General features: G+C 34.7%; 12 protein-coding genes. 8 read left to right on the top strand and 4 right to left on the bottom strand.

Annotated elements, in window-relative coordinates; genetic code table 11:
• Positions 1-53: 53 nt before the first annotated feature.
• The 4 genes from IWX84_RS01145 to IWX84_RS01130 all read right to left on the bottom strand — a co-directional run bounded on the left by IWX84_RS01145 (position 54) and on the right by IWX84_RS01130 (position 8,626).
• Positions 54-2,930 (bottom strand): alpha-amylase family glycosyl hydrolase, encoded by a 2,877-nt coding sequence (locus IWX84_RS01145; protein ID WP_196848914.1) that lies wholly within the window; start codon positions 2,928-2,930, stop codon positions 54-56.
• Positions 2,931-2,998: 68 nt separating this feature from the next.
• Positions 2,999-4,054, bottom strand: a complete 1,056-nt coding sequence (locus tag IWX84_RS01140; protein WP_196848913.1) for a SusE domain-containing protein — start codon at positions 4,052-4,054, stop codon at positions 2,999-3,001.
• A 22-nt stretch (positions 4,055-4,076) separates the two neighbouring features.
• Positions 4,077-5,669, bottom strand: a complete 1,593-nt coding sequence (locus tag IWX84_RS01135; protein ID WP_196848912.1) for a RagB/SusD family nutrient uptake outer membrane protein — start codon at positions 5,667-5,669, stop codon at positions 4,077-4,079.
• A 17-nt stretch (positions 5,670-5,686) separates the two neighbouring features.
• A complete protein-coding gene (locus tag IWX84_RS01130) occupies positions 5,687-8,626 on the bottom strand; it encodes a SusC/RagA family TonB-linked outer membrane protein (RefSeq protein ID WP_196848911.1) in 2,940 nt (979 codons plus the stop codon).
• A 236-nt stretch (positions 8,627-8,862) separates the two neighbouring features.
• Here IWX84_RS01130 and IWX84_RS01125 point away from each other — a divergent pair, with 236 nt between their 5' ends.
• From IWX84_RS01125 to IWX84_RS01090, 8 genes are all read left to right on the top strand, one after another.
• On the top strand, positions 8,863-9,894 hold the full coding sequence (locus IWX84_RS01125; RefSeq protein WP_196848910.1) for a LacI family DNA-binding transcriptional regulator: 1,032 nt from the start codon (positions 8,863-8,865) through the stop codon (positions 9,892-9,894).
• A 259-nt stretch (positions 9,895-10,153) separates the two neighbouring features.
• Positions 10,154-11,683, top strand: coding sequence for an MFS transporter (locus tag IWX84_RS01120; RefSeq protein WP_196848909.1), 1,530 nt, complete (start codon positions 10,154-10,156; stop codon positions 11,681-11,683).
• Positions 11,676-12,329 (top strand): beta-phosphoglucomutase, encoded by a 654-nt coding sequence (pgmB, locus tag IWX84_RS01115; RefSeq protein WP_196848908.1) that lies wholly within the window; start codon positions 11,676-11,678, stop codon positions 12,327-12,329. Before IWX84_RS01120 ends, pgmB begins: the two co-directional genes overlap by 8 nt.
• Positions 12,330-12,432: 103 nt before the next feature.
• Entirely contained in the window at positions 12,433-14,736 is a 2,304-nt protein-coding gene (locus IWX84_RS01110) for a glycoside hydrolase family 65 protein (protein WP_196848907.1), read from the top strand.
• Between the two features lie 248 nt (positions 14,737-14,984).
• Positions 14,985-16,790, top strand: coding sequence for a glycoside hydrolase family 13 protein (locus IWX84_RS01105; protein WP_231385378.1), 1,806 nt, complete (start codon positions 14,985-14,987; stop codon positions 16,788-16,790).
• 11 nt (positions 16,791-16,801) lie between these two features.
• On the top strand, positions 16,802-18,472 hold the full coding sequence (locus tag IWX84_RS01100) for an alpha-amylase family glycosyl hydrolase (protein ID WP_196848905.1): 1,671 nt from the start codon (positions 16,802-16,804) through the stop codon (positions 18,470-18,472).
• 293 nt (positions 18,473-18,765) lie between these two features.
• Positions 18,766-19,443, top strand: a complete 678-nt coding sequence (locus IWX84_RS01095; protein ID WP_196848904.1) for a glycerophosphodiester phosphodiesterase — start codon at positions 18,766-18,768, stop codon at positions 19,441-19,443.
• Positions 19,444-19,549: 106 nt separating this feature from the next.
• A complete protein-coding gene (locus tag IWX84_RS01090; RefSeq protein ID WP_196848903.1) occupies positions 19,550-19,957 on the top strand; it encodes a GxxExxY protein in 408 nt (135 codons plus the stop codon).
• Positions 19,958-19,968: the final 11 nt, after the last annotated feature.

Raw genomic sequence — 19,968 nt, 5'->3', positions numbered from 1 at the left:
CATAAAAAAAGCTGCCTTTTGAGGGACAGCTTTTTCAGAAATCAAACCAAACATTATTCCTTTATAAATTTCATCACTTCAACTTCATTGTTTTCATTCCATGCTTTCACTATGTAAAGTCCTTTACTCAAATCGCTGATCGCAAACGGAGTGTCTTTAGAATGAATAGCATCGAAGCTTTTTACCAACTGTCCACTAATAGAATAAACTTGGACTTTAGTCGTATTTGTATTTAAAGTAAAATAACTCGACGCAGGATTTGGATACAAATGAACGGTATTGGTTTTTTCATAATTAGCAATCGCTAAGTTTGCCACTTTATTACCGTAAATTCTAAAATCACCAGCTGGAATTGCAATCGCAGCACTAACATCCGTAACAGTAATCTCAGAATTATCCATCAAATTATACCAAGTTCCAGTATATGGAAAACCGGTAGGAACATTTTGCGTAGATAAATCAAAATTAGCCAGTACCAACACATCTTTAAGTTGTGAAGAAGAGGATGCGTTCGTTAATTTAATAGTTGGAGTTAACGAAGAGCTACTTATTGTTGCCGTTCCTGAAAATACAGGTTCCGCAATTTTCATCGTAATCATTTTTGCCCAATCTGTATAAATTTTATTTCTATTCGCATCGCCTAACCAATTATTTGTCCATTGTGGTTGTGGTTTGGTATCTAATTTACAATCCCCTGAAATAGCATCTGAAGAAGTATTTACACTGCCATCATTACAACTAAAAATAGAAGTTTCCCAACCTAATTCACCAAAATGCCAAATCATTTTTGGGCCAGGCACCAGTAAGGTAACTGCTCCCAAAGCCGACATTCTAGAAAGCGCAGTTGCGGGTGTTTTAACATTATACCCATTCAAATTAGCACCATATTGTATATTTTTATACATCAAACGTTCTTCGTCATGACTTTCAGCATAGCCCATCACACGATTTGCAGTAAAGCCCGCGTGATTAAAAGCATACATTCTAGAAATATCATTTTGTGAATTATACCCCATAGTCAATTGATTGTAAGGATCGGTCATTTTTCCCCACATCATTACTCCCTTGCTTGGTGTTTCAGTTACTCTATAATTTGCCCATTCTTTTTCTTCGGTGTCACTACCCAAGTGTTCAAAAATAGTATAATGCGAAGGATCCAAACTCCAAGAATAATCAGCATAATCTTTTAGAATCGCAACTCGGTCTGCTTGATAAGAATAAGTACAAGACTCATCACTGGCAGTACAATTTTGTGTAAAACCTTTGGTCAAATCCCAACGGAAACCGTCAATTTTATATTCTTGAACCCATTGTTTAATAACTCTTTTTACGTAGTTTTTTGTCAAATCAGAAGCATGATTAAAATCTTCCCCTACACTGTATGTATGTTTTGCGACCGTATTAAAATACGGATTTTCAGTAGATGGCGAACCCCATCCGTCTCCGTCAGGATCGTTCATCCACATTCTAACCATTGGATTTCGTCCAAATGCATGATTTAAAGCTACATCAAGAATAACGGCAATTCCATTTTGATGACATACATCTATCAATTCCTTTAGCTTGCTTGAAGTACCGTAAAACTTGTCCAAAGCCATATGAAAAGAAGTATTATAACCCCAACTTTCATTTCCTTCAAATTCCATTACCGGCAATAATTCAATGGCGTTTATTTTTAAATTTTTGAAATAGTCCATTTTGTCAATGACGCTTTGGTAGGTTCTTCCTGCATTGAAATCTCTTACCAATAATTCATAAACCACTAATTTCTCCTTTTCCGGTTTTACAAAATTAGTTGTTGAAGTACTCCATGCGTAAGGCGATTGCCCAGTTTGCAATACTGTAACTTCTCTTTCCTGTCCCACTGGATAAGCGGGAAGATTAGGATAACTTGCCGCTGGAATACCAGCATCATCAAAAGGCGATAAAACCAGAGTCGAATAAGGATCAGCTGTTTTTACCAAAGATGGTGTCCCTGAAATAGGCGTAGCATCTACCACCCAATATTGATAACTATAGTTGGCTCCTGAGACTAAACCTGAAAGTTCCAACCAGAATTTACCCGTGGCTGGATCTTTTTTCATGGCATAGTTCCCATCTGGTTGCCAATTATTAAAACTTCCTGCAATGTAAACAAAGTCTTTCAACGGTGCGTCTAGAACTAAAGTTGCTTTTGTTGCATCGGTGGCATTGTAATTTATTCCATCCAATAATCCAGAAGGCATTGCCGCCGAAACCGTTACCGGATCAACAATTGCAGTAAACTTTTTAACTATGGTTGTAGTTCCTTGGGTAACTTCCAATTCGTAGTTTTGATTCCCTGAAATAGCGGTGTGATTAAACGAATAATTGGCAGTAGCACCATTACTATTAATGCTAGTACCATTTGATTTTAAGTTATAACTAGCATTCCCACCGGTATTATTTGCAGCAATATTCAAACTTCCTCCAGAGGCAATTATTGTTGAACTATTTTGTAATGGAGCAGTTAGAGATACTTGAAAAGTACCTACTTCCGCCAGAATATCTTGCGATTTTTTATCTCCCGTTCCGTCCTTAGCTTTTATCAAAAAACCTATTTTTCCTATTCCGGTTGTATTGTAGTACGTTGTAGGAGTAATGGTTTTAGTATAGGTATTTGGTCCTATATTATAAGTAAATCTGCTTGCTTCATCAGATGCATTCCAAGAACCATTAAGTGGAGTTCCTTTTTGAGTAGTATCATTGGTATCAAAAGCCCAAGCCCAAAGGTACAAAGCATTTCCAGTTACTCCCCAAGCGGCTTCATCTATACTGTTCCCATTGATGGTAATAGTTATGGATGTTGTTTCTTCGAAAGTAGCTGGATTAATACTATAAGTAACCGTTTGCTGTTGAGCAGAAACCGCTAATGAAAAGAAAAACAGAATTAAAAATATAATTTTTTTCATAATATATATTTATTAAATTATAAAAAAGGGCTACCGATAAGATAGCCCTTTTTAGATATTATAACATATTAATTTTTTGTAAGCGAGTATTTGTAATTTCTTGGAGAGCTTAAATCCAAAGTAATTGTGTAATTTCCAGCAGAAGGAACTTTTATGTTATCTCCACCATATTCCATTGTACCATTTGCACCGGTATCACCAAGATTTAAATCCCAAGCGTCATTTGCTCTAAATTTCATTTCTTTTTGAGTAAGATTTGCTGTTATAGTCCATACTTTAGTAACTTTATTGTAAGTCATTGCAGAACTAGCATCCCAACCTTTAGGAGTACCATCACCAATAATTCCCCATGCAGTTGCAGTAGCTTTGTAAGTCAATTTTTCAGTGTCAACAACAATTTGATAATAACCTGCAGCAGGGATTTTAAGATTTGCTCCTTTAGGATCTAATGTTCCAGCAGCAGCTCCAGCACCATATTCGCCTTTCCACTCTGGGAAACTTGTAAATTTATATTCAGCGTTAGCATCATTAAAATTAACAAAACCTTCAAAATCAACTTTACCATATGCAGAAGCAGAAAGCTGTGGAGATGTAGCAGGATCCCAATCATTTGGATATCCAGATGCTTTTGCATAACCACCAGGAACCCATAATTTAGGATTTTCAGTTGTGTAAGGAGTAATTACGATTCCAACTACGTTAGAAATCATAACTACAGTTCCAACAGTTGCTTTAACTCTAACTTCAAATTCAGCTGGAGCAAAAGGAGTACTTTTTAATGCTAATGCAGCACCATTCATAATTTCAACAGAAACTGACGCTTGGTTTTCAGATTTTCTGGATGCTAATTCTTTTGGTGTTTTAAAAGCGTTTCCTTTTTTATCGATTTCAACTGTGTAAACAACCTCAACACTACCACCAAAGTTAGCAGATTTCCATGTAAAACGTTCTGCTTGTGCAGTTGCATTTGCAGGCAATAGAACATAAGCAGCACCAGAAGTTGGAGCTGTTAATACCGGAGAGTCAACTCCTGCGATAACGGGTCTGTCTTGAACATCTTGTACGGTACAAGAGAAAGCAACTACTGCAAATAAAGCAATTATTGATTTAGTTATATTTTTCATTTTTTATATATTTTTAAAATTATTAATATCCAGGGTTTTGTTGTAATTTACTATTTGAAGATAAAGCGGTCGCAGGAATTGGGAATAAATCTCTGTAAGATTGTGTTGGAGATCCTCCAGCAACATTTCCTTTCCAAGGCCATAAATAACTACCTCCAGAAAACTTACCAAAACGAATTAAATCCGTTCTTCTATGTCCTTCCCAGTGTAATTCTCTAGCTCTTTCGTCAAGAATAAAATCTAAGTTTAAATCTCCTTGAGTCACTGCTGTTCCTTTAGCTCTTGTTCTTAAAGCATTAACATAATCAGTTGCTGTAGTCATACTACCACCTGCACCTCTTACTGCACATTCAGCATACATTAAATAAGCATCTGCTAAACGGAACATAGGAAAATCAGCATCAGAGAAATTACCTGCTTTATCTGAACCTTGTTTACCATTCACATCTACATTTCTAAACTTTTGAATTGCATAACCATCGGTGAAATTACCAACGTTTTTGATTTCTTTAGTTTGTCCGTCAGTATAGAATTGTCCACGTGTATCAGTAGTGTTTGCAGAAAATTTATCTACAAATGCTGAAGTAGTTCTAATACCACCCCAACCACCGTTGATTCCGAATGAAGCTGCATTCATAGTACCACCAACTGGTGCGTGAGTCAAGAAAGTAGTTCCACCATACGTTTGAGTGCGAAGACCATCAAATGCTATAGCAAAAATAAATTCGTTTTGAGCTCCATTTTTATCATTATCAGCTAAAAACAATTGATTGTAATTTGTATGCAATTTATAAGCGGAACCTGTAATTTTTGTAATTAAAGGAACTGCTGCTGCATAGCGATCCGTACCTGTATATACTTTTGCATTCATATACAATTTAGCTTGCAACATCCAAGCTGCTGCTTGATCTACTCTGTAAGCTTCATTTGATTTTGCTCCTTTTAATAACGGCGTAACTGCTGTTAATTCATCGTCAACAAATTTGTATAATTCTGCTCTTGTAGCATATTCCGGGTAAAAGAATGTACTTGGAGAATTTTCAGTTACTAAAGAACCACCACCAAACATATCGATTAAATGCCAGTACGTCAAAGCTCTCAAGAAACGAGCTTCTGCTCTGTAAGTTGCGATTTCTGCTTTCAAAGTAGCATCTACTCCTCTGGCTGCTAATTTCTCGTCAGTAGTTTGTCTCAAAAACTCATTACAGTTTACGATTTGGAAAGAGTAACGTGCAAAAACAGCAGTTACAAAACGGTCCAAAGAAGTCCATGTTTGTGAATGAAGATCTTTTATAGTCCCGTCATTCCAAGCAATAATTGCCTCATCAGTAGTTAATTCCTGTAATAACCAATATCCTCTCACATATTGACTTTCTCCCTCATCGATTCCAGAAATATCAGGTGATCCCGAAGGACCTGACTGTCCTGAAGTAGCAAACCCTGCATACAATTTCGCTAGATTTTGTTTGTAAGATGCTGCATCCGTGAAAAATTGATCCCCAGGAACTGCATTAGTGCTCTCTGGCGCTTGGTTTAAATCATTAGTACACGATGGGAATAACATTACCATCAGTAACAATGAAATACCCAATAATTTTATTTGTGTCTTTTTCATTTTTCTTTTTGTTTGTATTAGAAATTAACGTTTAAACCTAACGTGAAAGTAATTGGTCTAGGATATAAAGTGTTATCAATACCTCCAGAAATTTCTGGATCTAATCCGCTATAATCAGTAATCAATAAAACGTTTTGAGCCGACAACGTTAATTTAACTAATGAAGTTGAATTTGGTTTTTGATTGAAAGTATATCCAACACTTACATTATCTAATCTGATAAAAGAAGCGTCTTGGACATAATAATCAGAATGCAATTGAAAATCAGTTTGCTTAGTAAATCCTGATTCTAATAAATTAGCAACACCATTAGACAAATCTGTTTGTCTTAACAATACATTATTACTCGTTCCAAAATTAGAGTTCACATTATTGTACATGTAATTACCCCAAGATCCTCTCCAGTTCATTCCAAAGTCAAAGTTTTTGTAGGTTACGCTTGTATTGAAACCGTAGAAAACATCAGCTGCTGGTTTATGAAAACGGTATTTATCTTGTTCTGTAATAATTCCATCTTTATTTCTGTCAACAAATACACCGTCAAGTGGTTTCCCGTCTGCTCCATAAGCTTGTTCATATACAAAGAATGAACTTGGTGCATATCCTACTTGGTGATTTTGAATCGTATTTCCTGTTCCTCCAGCAATTCCACCTACATTAATACCAGGAGTATTAGGTTGTGTTGTAGTTAACTTAGTGATTTTAGAATCTTGAAAAGTAACATTTCCACCAATTCTCCATTCTAAATCTTGAGTACGAACTGGAATAACTTCCGCTAACAATTCAATACCTTTATTCTCGATTGTTCCTACGTTATAATTATCATAGTTTGAAAAACCAAAGAAAGATGGGTTTTGAGTATATAACAATAAATCTTTAGTCGTTCTTCTATACAAATCAACACTTCCTGTCAATCTGTTGTTAAACAAACCATAATCAAGACCTGCATTAACAGTAGTTGTTTGTTCCCATTTCAAATTACTGTTATACGGTTGTGGTCTAAAAGTAGAATAGAATGTATTACCAAATTGGTATTGCGCTGTACTATTAGAAATTAAATACAACGGAATTGAAGGATAACTTATTCCAATGTCTTGTTGTCCTGTAATACCCCATCCACCTCTAAGTTTCAACGTAGAAATACTAGTTACATCTTTCAAGAAGCTTTCTTCATTCAATTTCCAAGCTACTGCCACTGCAGGGAAATTTGCCCAACGGTTTGATTCAGTAAATCTTGAAGTTCCATCACGTCTATAAGATGCAGTTATTAAATATTTATCTGCAATAGTAATATTAGTTCTGGCAAAGAAAGATTGTAAGTTCACACGAGAAGGTACTGGAACACCAGGAACTGTAACGTTATTTTCAAAGTTATAAGAAGATCCATCATTTGAATCTCTAAAATCTTGGTAAGAATATCCACCAGTAACGTCGAATTGAGTATTAATAGATGCTACTTTCTTGTTGTAGTTTAAAAACAAATCCATTAATTTATTATTTCTTAAACCTGTATTTTCATAGGTATTATTGTGTCCTGAACCTTGAAGACCATTAAGAAAATTAGCTGACGTTCCACCATAAGATCTTCCACTCAATTGATCGTAACCAAAGTTAGCTACAGCTTTCAATTCTGGCAAGAAATGCATTTTATATTCGGTTTGGATATTTCCAATGCTTCTGTATGAAGTACCGAAGTTATCAAACTGCTCAATTAAAGAAAGAGGATTTTTTCCTGCTAATTGATTAATTTCTTTAGGCGAAGTGTACCATTGGAAAAAAGTTCCATCAGCATTTCTAACTGATTGTGAAGGATCAAAACTAATCGCTGCACCAACTGCTCCTCTATTACTGTAATTGTTTTTGATCAAAGAGGTATTGTTGTTCAATTCAATTTTTAAATGTTTGTCCAAGAAATTTCCAGTAACACTAGCTCCAAGAGTAGTTCTTTGCATGTTATCTCTTTTCAAGATACCATTCAAATTAGCATAACCAACAGAAGCTCTGTAAACCACATTATCCGTTCCACCGCTTAATGCAATGTTATGATCTGTACCAATAGCAGTTCTGTAAATTTCATTTTGCCAATTAGTATCCGAAGTACCAAGTAATTTTACTTGAGCTGGAGTTCCATTAGCAGTTACAAAATCTTTAAATTGAGTTGACGACAAAGCATCTACTTTATTAGTAGCTTCTGAAACTTGAAGATTTCCACTATAACTAACTTGCATATCTCCTGCTTTACCTTTTTTGGTCGTAATAATTATTACACCATTCGAAGCACGAGAACCGTAAATAGCTGTTGCTGAAGCATCTTTTAATACTGTAATAGATTCAATGTTGTTTTGATTGATAGTAGTCAATGGATTTCTTCCTCCGTTAATACCACCAGCCGCAACCGGAACACCATCTATAACATATAAAGGATCATTGTTTGCAGATAATGAAGATCCACTTCTAATTCTAATAGTAGCCCCTTCACCTGGAGAACCTCCTCCATTTATGATTTGCAAACCAGCCACTTTACCTTGAATCATTTGATCCGCGGAAGTTACAGGTCCTTTATTAAAATCTTTTGCTGTTAACACAGTTACCGCACCTGTAGCGTCTTTTTTCTTAACAGTTCCGTAACCTACTTGTATAACTACCTCTTTTAATTGATTTTCATCTTCTGATAAGGAAACAGTTATTGATTTTTGAGAATCATAATTAACGACAGAAGCCTTATAGCCAATGAAAGAAAATACGATTTTGTCACCTTTCTTAACATTTGATAATTGAAACTTTCCGTCAAAATCTGTAGAAGCACCATTTTTGGCACCTTGAACATTTACATTTACTCCTGGAATTGGTTGTCCTGATGCAATATCAAGAACAGTCCCATTTATAGTATTCTGAGCCAGAATACTAAAAGGTAGTAGCAGTAATAAAAATAACAACTTTTTATAAATTGTTTTCATACTTTTTGTTTAAATTAATTTGAATTTGGGTTGTGTTTTTAACTTTTATTTTTACTTCGAATGTTAAATTTATGTAAATTTTGTCTCGCTCGACAAAGACCCTTTTTATTTGGTTTACGAAAACGTGATAGTGTTGAAAACTTTCTTTATTATCCAATTATTTAAGGGTTAAATTGCCATTAATAAAAACAAACCATATCTTTATTACGAAAATAAAAATTATCAATTTTACAATTATGAAAAGGAAGGTAACGCTTAAACAAATTGCAAAAGAACTCGATGTTTCAATCTCAACGGTTTCAAAATCTTTAAGAAACAGTTTGGAAATTGGAGAAGATACCCGCTTAAAAGTGCAAGCTTTCGCCAAATTTTATAACTATAAACCCAACAATATCGCCCTAAGTTTAAAGAATAGAAAAACAAAAACTATAGGAATCATCATACCGGAAATTGTTCATCATTTTTTCTCCACTGTTATTAATGGAATCGAACAAGTCGCAAACGAAAACGGATACAGCGTAATCATCTGTCTGTCAGACGATTCTTTTGATAAAGAAGTTCTTAATATGGAATTGCTAGCTAATGGAAGCATCGACGGATTCATTATGTCACTTTCTAAAGAAACCCAATTCAAAGGTGATTTCCATCATATTACTGAAGTGATTGATCAAGGAATGCCAGTCGTTATGTTTGACAGAGTGACTAACGAAGTTTTTTGCGATAAAGTCATCATCGACGACAAACTTTCTGCTTATGAAGCAGTTCAAAGTTTAATTGATAAAGGGAGAAAGAAAATCGCTTTGGTGACCACCGTGGATTACGTAAGTGTAGGTAAACTGCGCACCGATGGATACATAAAGGCATTATTGGACAACGACATTCCTTTTGATGAAAATCTAATTATCAAAATAGAGAATGTGGACAATTGTGAAATCACCATTGGAAAACTTCTTGAAGACAAAGCCATTGATGCTGTTTTTGCCGTTAATGAACTTTTTGCCGTGACCTGTATTAAAACCGCCAACAAAATAGGTCTGAATGTCCCTAAAGACCTAGCGGTAATCGCTTTCACCGATGGAATTATTTCAAAATACTCTACTCCTACTATTACAACCGTGAGTCAAAACGGTATAAAAATGGGAAATAAGGCCGCAAAAATGCTGATTGAAAGATTAGAATCAGAACATGAAGAAGACGAAGAATACGTAGAAAATTATAAAACAGAAGTAATTGAAACTCATTTAATAGAAAGAGAATCTACAAATTAGAATTTATCAGTTTTCAGTCGCTTTCTGAAAACTGTGACTGAAAACTGCGACTGCTTTTTAAAACAAACAGCAGACATTCCGTATAATATTCATTACTACAACCTTGTAGTTGATAATCTTTCATTTTATTTTTTTCTAAAAAACAAAAGTTTAAAATATATTTTTATATTTACCCTTCAAAACTTTTACTTTTACTTCGAAAATAAGTTCAGTTTTGATAAGCATAGCGCTTATCGTATTAATTTTTTAAATTACGATAATGGAAAAGCGTAAATTAAGTTTCTGGCAAATTTGGAACATGAGTTTCGGATTTCTGGGAATTCAAATGGGTTTTGCCTTGCAAAATTCGAATGTCAGCAGAATATTTCAAACTTTAGGTGCAAATATTGACGACATCCCAATTTTATGGGTTGCTGCTCCTTTGACCGGATTAATTATTCAACCAATTATCGGCTATTTTTCAGATAGAACTTGGACCAAATTAGGACGAAGAAAACCTTATTTTTTAGCAGGTGCGATTTTAGCGTCGGCGGCTTTATTTATAATGCCAAATTCACCTGTGCTATGGTTTGCCGCAGGAATGCTTTGGATCATGGATGCTTCCATCAACGTTTCGATGGAGCCTTTTCGTGCTTTTGTTGGAGATAACCTTCCGGAAAAACAACGCACCATGGGATTTGCTATGCAAAGCTTTTTCATTGGTATTGGCGCTTACTTTGCTTCAAAACTGCCTTTGATATTTACGCATTTAGGCGTTCAAAACACAGCTCCTCTTGGTATCATTCCAGATTCAGTGAAATATTCCTTCTACTTTGGTGGAATTGTATTTATCCTAACTGTGCTATGGACCGTTATCACTTCTAAAGAATATTCTCCGGAAGAATTAGCCGCTTTTGAGAAACACAAAGAAGCGACTTTTATTAAAGAAGAACATTCCGCTGAGTGGTTTGCATCAAATGGAAAATCACATTTAACAAAAGGAATCTTGTTTCTACTTGTAAGTGTTCTATTTTCCTTTGTCATCTATCATTTTGATTTAAAGAAAGATTTATACGTTTTATCACTGGGACTTATAGGTTTGGGAGGATTAGCGATGTTAGTTTCCGGATTAATGCAGAAAGCAAACAATACCGAAAATGGATTTGTAACCATTATGAATGATTTTCAGTTTATGCCAAAAATCATGAAACAATTGGCTTGGGTTCAATTCTTCTCTTGGTTTGCCCTTTTCTCCATGTGGATTTACACTACTCTGGCGGTGACACAACATATTTATGGCACTACAGACACGACTTCTGACGCTTACAATACGGGTGCTAATCAAGTAGGCGAAATGTTTGCCAACTATAATTTAATTGCTGCGATTGCCGCTTTTTTATTGCCATTATTAGCTAAATATACGAGTACAAAATTCACTCATTTTGTTGCGCTAGTTTGTGGTGGCCTTGGTCTGATATCGATTTATTTCATAAAAGAACCAACCGCTTTTACAATGGAATGGCTGCCTATGATTGGTGTTGGAATTGCTTGGGCAAGTATTTTGTCTATTCCTTACGCCATGTTATCAGGTTCTTTGCCTTCTAACAAAATGGGATATTACATGGGAGTTTTCAACTTCTTTATCGTAATTCCTCAATTAGTTGCTGCTTCAATTTTAGGATTTTTAGTTTCTAAATTTTTTAACAGCGAACCTATTTATGCGCTTTTGATTGGTGGAGCATCGATGATTCTTGCCGGAATTATTTCGCTTACCATAAATGACAAATCCAAAATTATAATAAATGAATAAGAAAGCATTCATATTCGACTTAGACGGCGTAATAGTTGACACCGCTAAATACCATTATTTAGCCTGGAAAAAAATTGCAGACCAGTTAGGTATCGAATTTACATTAGAACACAACGAACTATTAAAAGGAGTTAGCCGCGTGCGATCTCTGGATATAATTTTAGAATTAGGCAAAATTGAGGCTTCGCAAGAAGATAAAGACAAATGGTTGATTCAAAAAAACGAGGATTATCTAACCTATTTGGTAGATATGGATGAAAGTGAAATCCTTCCAGGTGTTTTTACCATTTTAAAATTTTTAAAAGAAAAAAACCAACCGATCGCTTTAGGTTCGGCCAGTAAAAATGCGAGACCTATTCTGGAAAAAACAGGTATTCTATCCTATTTTGATGCCATTGTGGATGGAAATGATGTTTCCAATGCAAAACCAGATCCGGAAGTTTTTCTAATTGCTGCTAAATTATTGGATACAAAACCGGAGAATGCAATCGTTTTTGAAGATTCTGTAGCAGGTGTTCAAGCTGCTAATATTGGAAAAATGACCAGTATCGGAATTGGCGAAGAATCCGTTTTACATGAAGCAAAATACATTTTTAAAGACTTCACTCATATTGATACAAGCTTTATAGAGTCTTTAATAAAGTAGAAAAAGAGATACTTTTCAAAATTTAGAATTAAAAAATAAAATTTAGAATTCTTAAAGTTTTTGGGGCAACTTGAAACTTTAAACTTTAAACAGAAAGAAAAAAATGAACCAAGATTACATAAAACCCGATAATTGGTCGATCATTGAAGAAGGATTTGATGTAGAGAGCGTAAAATCATCTGAGAGTCTTTTCAGCATTGGTAACGGAGCGATGGGACAACGTGCAAATTTTGAAGAAAATTACACGGGTGAAACATTTCAAGGAAGTTATATTGCCGGAATATATTATCCTGACAAAACTAAAGTGGGCTGGTGGAAAAATGGATATCCGGAATATTTTGCCAAAGTTTTGAATGCTCCAAATTGGATTGGAATTGACATCGAAATCAACGGAGAAAATCTTGATTTGAATACATCCTCGGAAGTTAAAAACTTTCGTCGTGAATTGAACATGAAAGAAGGCTGGTATCATCGCTCTTTTGAGGCAACTCTAAAAAACGGAACGGAGATTTCAGTAAATATCCGTCGTTTCCTTTCTATCGTTTTAGATGAAGTTGGAATCATTAATTATGAAATCACTCCTTTGAACAAGGATGCTAAAATAATTTACAAACCGTATATTGATGCAGGTGTAACCAATGAAGATGCGAACTGGGAAGAAAAATTCTGGGAACCATTGGAGGTGAAAAAATCAGAAAACGAAGCTTTTGTAACTGCGCAAACATTCAAAACGCATTTCAAAGTAACGACTTTTATGCAAAATAGCATTTTGACTAATGGCGAAAAAACAGCTATTTTCCCTTCAAACGTTGAGGCTGTTAAGGACAAGATTCAATTTAGATATGAAGTGAATGTGGCTCAAGGCCAAAAATCAACTATCCAAAAAATTGGTGGTTACACGGTTTCTTTGAATCATGAAAATACTAGTACTGCCGCAGAAAAAGTTATCCAAACTGCACTTGCAAAAGGATATGACCAAATGCTGCAAGATCAAATCGATGCGTGGGCAAAAATTTGGGAAATGTCAGATATCACGATTGATGGAGATGTAAAAGCACAACAAGGAATTCGCTTCAATATTTTTCAGTTGAACCAAACCTATTTAGGAAAAGACAGTCGATTAAATATTGGACCAAAAGGATTCACCGGAGAAAAATATGGCGGATCGACTTATTGGGATACCGAAGCGTATTGTATTCCGTTTTATATGGCTACGAAAGACCAGCAAGTTGCCCGAAACTTATTGACGTATCGATACAATCAATTGGACAAAGCCATTGAAAATGCTGCCAAATTAGGGTTTACTAATGGAGCGGCTTTGTATCCAATGGTGACCATGAATGGAGAAGAATGCCATAATGAATGGGAAATTACTTTTGAAGAAATTCATAGAAATGGAGCCATTGCTTTTGCCATTTTCAACTATTATAGATTTACCGGAGATTACAGTTATATTCCTGAAAAAGGATTGGAAGTATTAATCGGTATAGCTCGTTTCTGGCATCAAAGAGCTAATTTTTCAACAAACCTTGATAAATATGTTATCCTTGGCGTTACGGGACCAAACGAATACGAAAACAACGTAAACAATAATTTCTACACCAATTATATTGCCAAATGGTGTTTGGATTATACGTTTGAACAAATTCAAAAAGTGTCATTAGAATATCCTTCAGACCATAAAAGAATTACCGAAAAAGTAAAAATTTCGGATGCGGAACTGCAATCTTGGAAAAAAGTGGCTGACAATATGTACTTCCCTTATTCGGAAGAACATCAAGTTTACTTACAACAAGACGGATTCTTGGATAAAGAACTAGTCAAAGTTGCGGATTTGGATAAAAGCCAAAGACCAATTAACCAAAAATGGTCTTGGGACAGAATTTTGCGCTCTCCTTATATCAAACAAGCAGACGTTTTACAGTGTTTTTATTTCTTTGAAGAACATTTCTCAAAAGAAGAATTACAACGAAATTTCGAATTTTACGAGGCGTTTACCGTTCATGAAAGTTCGCTTTCGCCTTGCGTACATTCCATTCAAGCGGCAGTTTTAGATAAAATGGATATGGCTTATACCTTCTATTTGAGAACGTCACGTTTAGACTTAGATGATTATAATAAAGAAGTAGAAGAAGGTTGTCATATAACCTCCATGGCTGGGACTTGGATGAGTATTGTAGAAGGTTTTGGCGGAATGAGAGTTAAAGAAGATAAACTTCATTTTTCTCCAAAAATTCCAAAAGAATGGACTGCTTATTCGTTTAAAATAAATTTCAGAAATCAAATTTTGAAAGTAGACATTAACCACAACGAAACTTCATTTTCGATTGACGGGCAAACTGATTTATCAATTGTAGTTAATGGCAAAACCGTATTGGTTTGTGCTAATAAATCGGTTACCGTATAAACAACTTAATTGTTAGAACTTGTAGTTAATTCTATCACTTAAAAAAAGCCCTATGGCTAACCAGCAATCCCAATAATTATTGGGATTGTTTACTTAAAATAGGGTGTCAAAACAAAAAAAGCATCCATTTGATTGAAGTTGGCGAAAAAATTTAATACACTAAAATAGATTTCATAATGAATAAAATCATTCCTTTATCGTTCCAAAATAAGAGCTTCTTAAAAAAAATAACCTTATTCCTTTTTTTTATGTCTTTAACCTTAAACGCTCAAATCGACAAAGTGGAACCGCCTTTTTGGTATGCAGGAATGCAAAATCCAGAACTGCAAATCATGTTTTATGGTAAAAATATAGCGCAATATCAAGTTACAGTTTCTAATTCAATTATTATTACCAACGTTACAAGAACCGAAAATCCCAACTATCTTTTTGTTACCATTAACACCAAAAAAGTTCCCGCTTCAGATTTAGTTTTCACATTTAAAAACAACAACAAAGAAAGTTTTACACAAAAATATTCTTTGAAGAAAAGAAGAGAAAATTCGGCTCAACGCAAAAGCTTTGACTCGTCAGACATGATGTACTTACTGATGCCGGATCGATTTGCCAACGGAAATAGGAATAACGACTCGGAAGAAGCGACCAAAGAAAAACACAACAGAGAATTACCAGGCGGAAGACATGGCGGTGATATTGAAGGAATCATAAAAAACTTGGATTACATTTCGGCATTAGGCGCAACCACTATATGGAGCACGCCCCTTTGCGAAGATAATGATGCCGCATTTTCGTATCACACGTATGGCCAATCTGATGTGTATAAAATTGATCCCCGTTACGGAACTAATGACGATTATGTACGACTAGCTTCTGAAATGCATAAAAAAAACATGAAATTGGTAATGGATTATGTAGTCAATCACTGGGGAATCGAACATTGGATGATGAAAGATTTACCTACGAAAGGATGGATTAACCAATTTGAAAACTACACCCAAACCAATCATAAAAGAACGGTTATCCACGATACCAATGCTTCAAAAATTGACACAGAAATTTGTTTAAACGGATGGTTTGCAACATCAATGCCGGATTTAAATTTAGCGAATCCTTTAACTTTAAAATACCTGATTCAAAATGCGATTTGGTGGATTGAATATGCAGATTTGGATGGATTCAGAGTCGACACTTATAATTATTCTGATCCAAAAGGAATTGCAAAATGGACAAAATCCATAACCGATGAATACCAAAATTTTAATATTGTTGGGGAAGTTTGGATGCAAAGTCAGGCGCAAATGGCGTATTGGCAAAAAGACAGTAAAATAAGCCAAATTCAAAATTACAATTCCTATTTGCCAAGTGTCATGGATTTTACTTTATACGAGGCAACGACAAAAGTTTTCAACGAAGATGACGGTTCTTGGGACAAAGGAATGATAAAATTGTATGACAATTTCACCAATGATTTTCTATATCCAAATAGCAATAATCTGTTGGTTTTTGTCGAAAACCACGATACCAATCGATTCAATCAGACCTATGGAAACGACATCAGAAAATACAAAATGGCAATGACTTTGTTGGCAACCATTCGAGGCATTCCACAACTATATTACGGAAGCGAAATAGGCATGATTGGCGATAAAAACAAAGGTGATGCAGATATTCGCCAAGACTTTCCAGGCGGTTGGGAAGGGGATGAAAACAATGCATTTATCAAAGAAGGAAGAACTCCGGGGCAAAGTGAATATTTTGATTTCACTTCGAAATTATTCAATTGGAGAAAAACCAAACCAGCGATTCATTTTGGAAAGATGACCCATTACATTCCGGAGAACAATGTCTATACCTATTTTAGATACAACTCCAATGAAACGGTTATGGTTTTAATAAACAACAGTAAGGAAACCCATAAAATAAACACACATCGTTTTAAAGAAAATATCAAAAATTTTAAAACCGGAAAGGATGTAATTTCGGAATTAACATTTGATGTTACCAACGAAATTACCCTTGAACCAAAATCAGTTTTAATTTTAGAGTTGAAATAAAAAAATATAAAATGAAAAAATATTCAATCCCGTTTTTACTGGCAGCAATGGCAATTTTCACGAGTTGTACCAGTACAAAAACTATGACAGAAAGCAACAAAAATACTAGCAAAACTCCCTTTGTGTGGGAAGGTGCAAACGTATACTTTTTAATGACAGACCGTTTTAACAACGGAGATACATCAAATGATCTTACATTAAACCGAACAAAAAAAACAGGAAAACTACGTGGTTTTGAAGGGGGTGATATCAAAGGAATTGCTAAAAAAATAGACGAAGGTTACTTTGATAAATTGGGAATAAATGCGATTTGGTTTACACCAATAGTCGAACAAATTCACGATGGTGTCGATGAAGGAACGGGCTTGAGTTATGGCTTTCATGGGTATTGGGCCAGAGATTGGACGAACTTAGATCCTAACTTTGGAACAAAAGAAGACTTAAAAGCATTAGTGGAAAAAGCACATGCCCATGGAATTAGAATAATCCTTGACGGCGTAATAAATCATACTGGACCGGTAACCGCTGAAGATACGGTTTGGCCGAATGACTGGGTAAGAACAGGACCAAACTGTGATTATAAGAATTATAAAAACACCACTTCATGCACATTAGTAGCCAATCTTCCGGATGTAAAAACGGAAAGTATGGAAAATGTAGCGCTACCTCCTTTTTTAATCGAAAAATGGAAAAAAGAAGGACGTTACGAACAAGAAACTAAAGAACTAAGCGCGTTTTTTGCCCGTACTGGTTATCCAAGGGCACCCAAATATTACATCATCAAATGGTTGACAGATTATATTGCCGATTATGGAATTGACGGTTACCGAGGCGATACCGTGAAACACACGGACGAAACCGTTTGGGCCGATTTCAAGACTCAATGTAATTATGCTTTCACAAATTGGAAGAAAAACAATCCGACAAAAGTGTTAGATAATAATGCTTTTTACACGATTGCCGAAGTGTACAATTATGGTGTCAGTGGCGGACAAAATTTTGATTTTGGAGATAAAAAAGTCAATTATTATCAAAATGGTTTCAATAACATGATCAATTTTGAATTCAAATGGGATGCTCAAAAAGACTATGAATTTATATTTTCCAAATATTCCAATATTTTAAATGGTGAATTGAAAGGATATAGCGTTTTAAATTATTTATCCTCTCATGATGACGGTGGACCTTTTGATGCCAAACGTACCAAAAGCAAAGAAGCGGGAACAAAATTATTACTTTCACCCGGATTATCTCAGGTGTATTATGGTGATGAAAGCGCGCGTTCTTTAGTAGTTGAAGGTACTCAAGGCGATGCCGCTTTGCGTTCGTTCATGAATTGGGACGAAATTAAATCAAATCCTGAAACACAAAAAACACTTTTGCATTGGCAAAAATTAGGACAATTCAGAAAAAATCATCCCGCCATTGGAGCAGGAATTCACAAGGAAATTTCGGCTCAACCGTATACTTTTTACAGAACTTTTTCGAAAGGAGATTATTCAGATGCAGTGGTGGTAGGATTGGATTTAGCGATTGGTCAAAAAATAATTGCTGTTGGATCTATTTTCATAGATGGAACAAAAGTAAAAGATGCCTATTCCGGAAAAGAAACTACGGTTTTGAATGGGAAAGCGAGTATCGATTCTGAATTTGATATTGTTTTATTAGAATTGAAAAAATAATTTTATCCCGTCGGATATAATTAATAAAAAATTCAATCTAATAAATAAAAAATTGAACCACATAGAAACATAGAAGAAAGAGTGTTATAGCCCAATTCTTGGATTCACATAGTATGGTTTTCTCTAAAAAAGTGAAATACCTTTCAAAATATCAAAATCTATGTTTCTATGTGGTTAAAAATTAAACAAATTGAATTATACCAAACAGATTAATTTTAAAAATAATTTTATCCAAACGTCTTTAGAAATAAAGGCGTTTTTTTTATGTTTACCTTTACCAAAAATAAATAGCAATGCTCAAAATCGGACATCGTGGCGCAAAAGGATATGAACCGGAGAACACCTTACTTTCTTTCCAAAAAGCATTGAACATGCAAGTGGACGGAATAGAACTGGACGTACATCTCAGTGCTGATGGGGAATTGATGGTTATTCATGACGAAACAATTGATCGAACGACCAACGGAATTGGTTTTGTAAATCAGCTATCTTTGCGCGAATTAAAACAACTTCGAATTATAAACGAACAAGAGATTCCTACGCTCCAAGAAGTATTTGAATTAGTAAACCAAGACTGTTTTATCAATATTGAATTAAAAAATTACGATACAGCAACCAAAGTAGTGAAGTTAATTGAGAAGTATGTTTCGAAAAAAAACTGGCGTTACGACCATTTTTTAGTTTCCAGTTTTGATTGGAATGCGCTGCAACAAGTTCGGTTTTTAAATGACAAAATCCAGATTGGCGTTTTAACTGAAACCGATTTAGATTTGGCTTTGGCTTTCGCCAAATTTATTCAAGCAAAATCCATTCACCCTCATTTTCATTTATTGACTAAAGAAAACACGGCGAAAATACAGCAAAAAGGAATTCAGGTTTTCCCTTGGACCATCAATGAAACCGAAGACATTCAAAAAATAATATCATTTAAAGTAAACGGAATCATCACTGATTTCCCAAATAGAATATGAACCAGAATTTCGATATTATTATTTCCGTTTTTTTTCAAATAGGATTTTATTTTTAAACCATTAAGTGATTTAAGTCAATTAAGTAGCTAGCTAAATAGTAAAGTTTATGACAAAAAAAGATATAACGCAATTATCCTATGAAATTATTGGTTACGCCATAAAAGTTCACAAAAAACTGGGACCAGGTTTATTAGAAAAAATTTATGAAGAATGCTTAAAATATGAGCTAGAAAAAAACGGGTACAATGTTAAACAACAATTTAATGTAGAAATCGAATACTATGATTTAGAATTAGCGCATCCACTACGATTGGATTTATTAGTAAATGATTGTATTATTGTTGAGTTAAAAACAGTTGAAAAATTTCACCCAATCGATGAAGCCAAACTATTAACCTACATGAAACTATTAAGTATTCCCCAAGGATTACTTATTAATTTTAATACTACCAACATAACAAAATCCTCAAAACCTTTGATAAATGAATATTTTTCGAGGCTAGCTGATGACTAAACTTAATAAAT

This window comes from Flavobacterium sp. CG_9.10 (assembly GCF_015752245.1).
Lineage (GTDB): Bacteria > Bacteroidota > Bacteroidia > Flavobacteriales > Flavobacteriaceae > Flavobacterium.
This window is presented reverse-complemented; position numbering and strand designations above follow the sequence as displayed.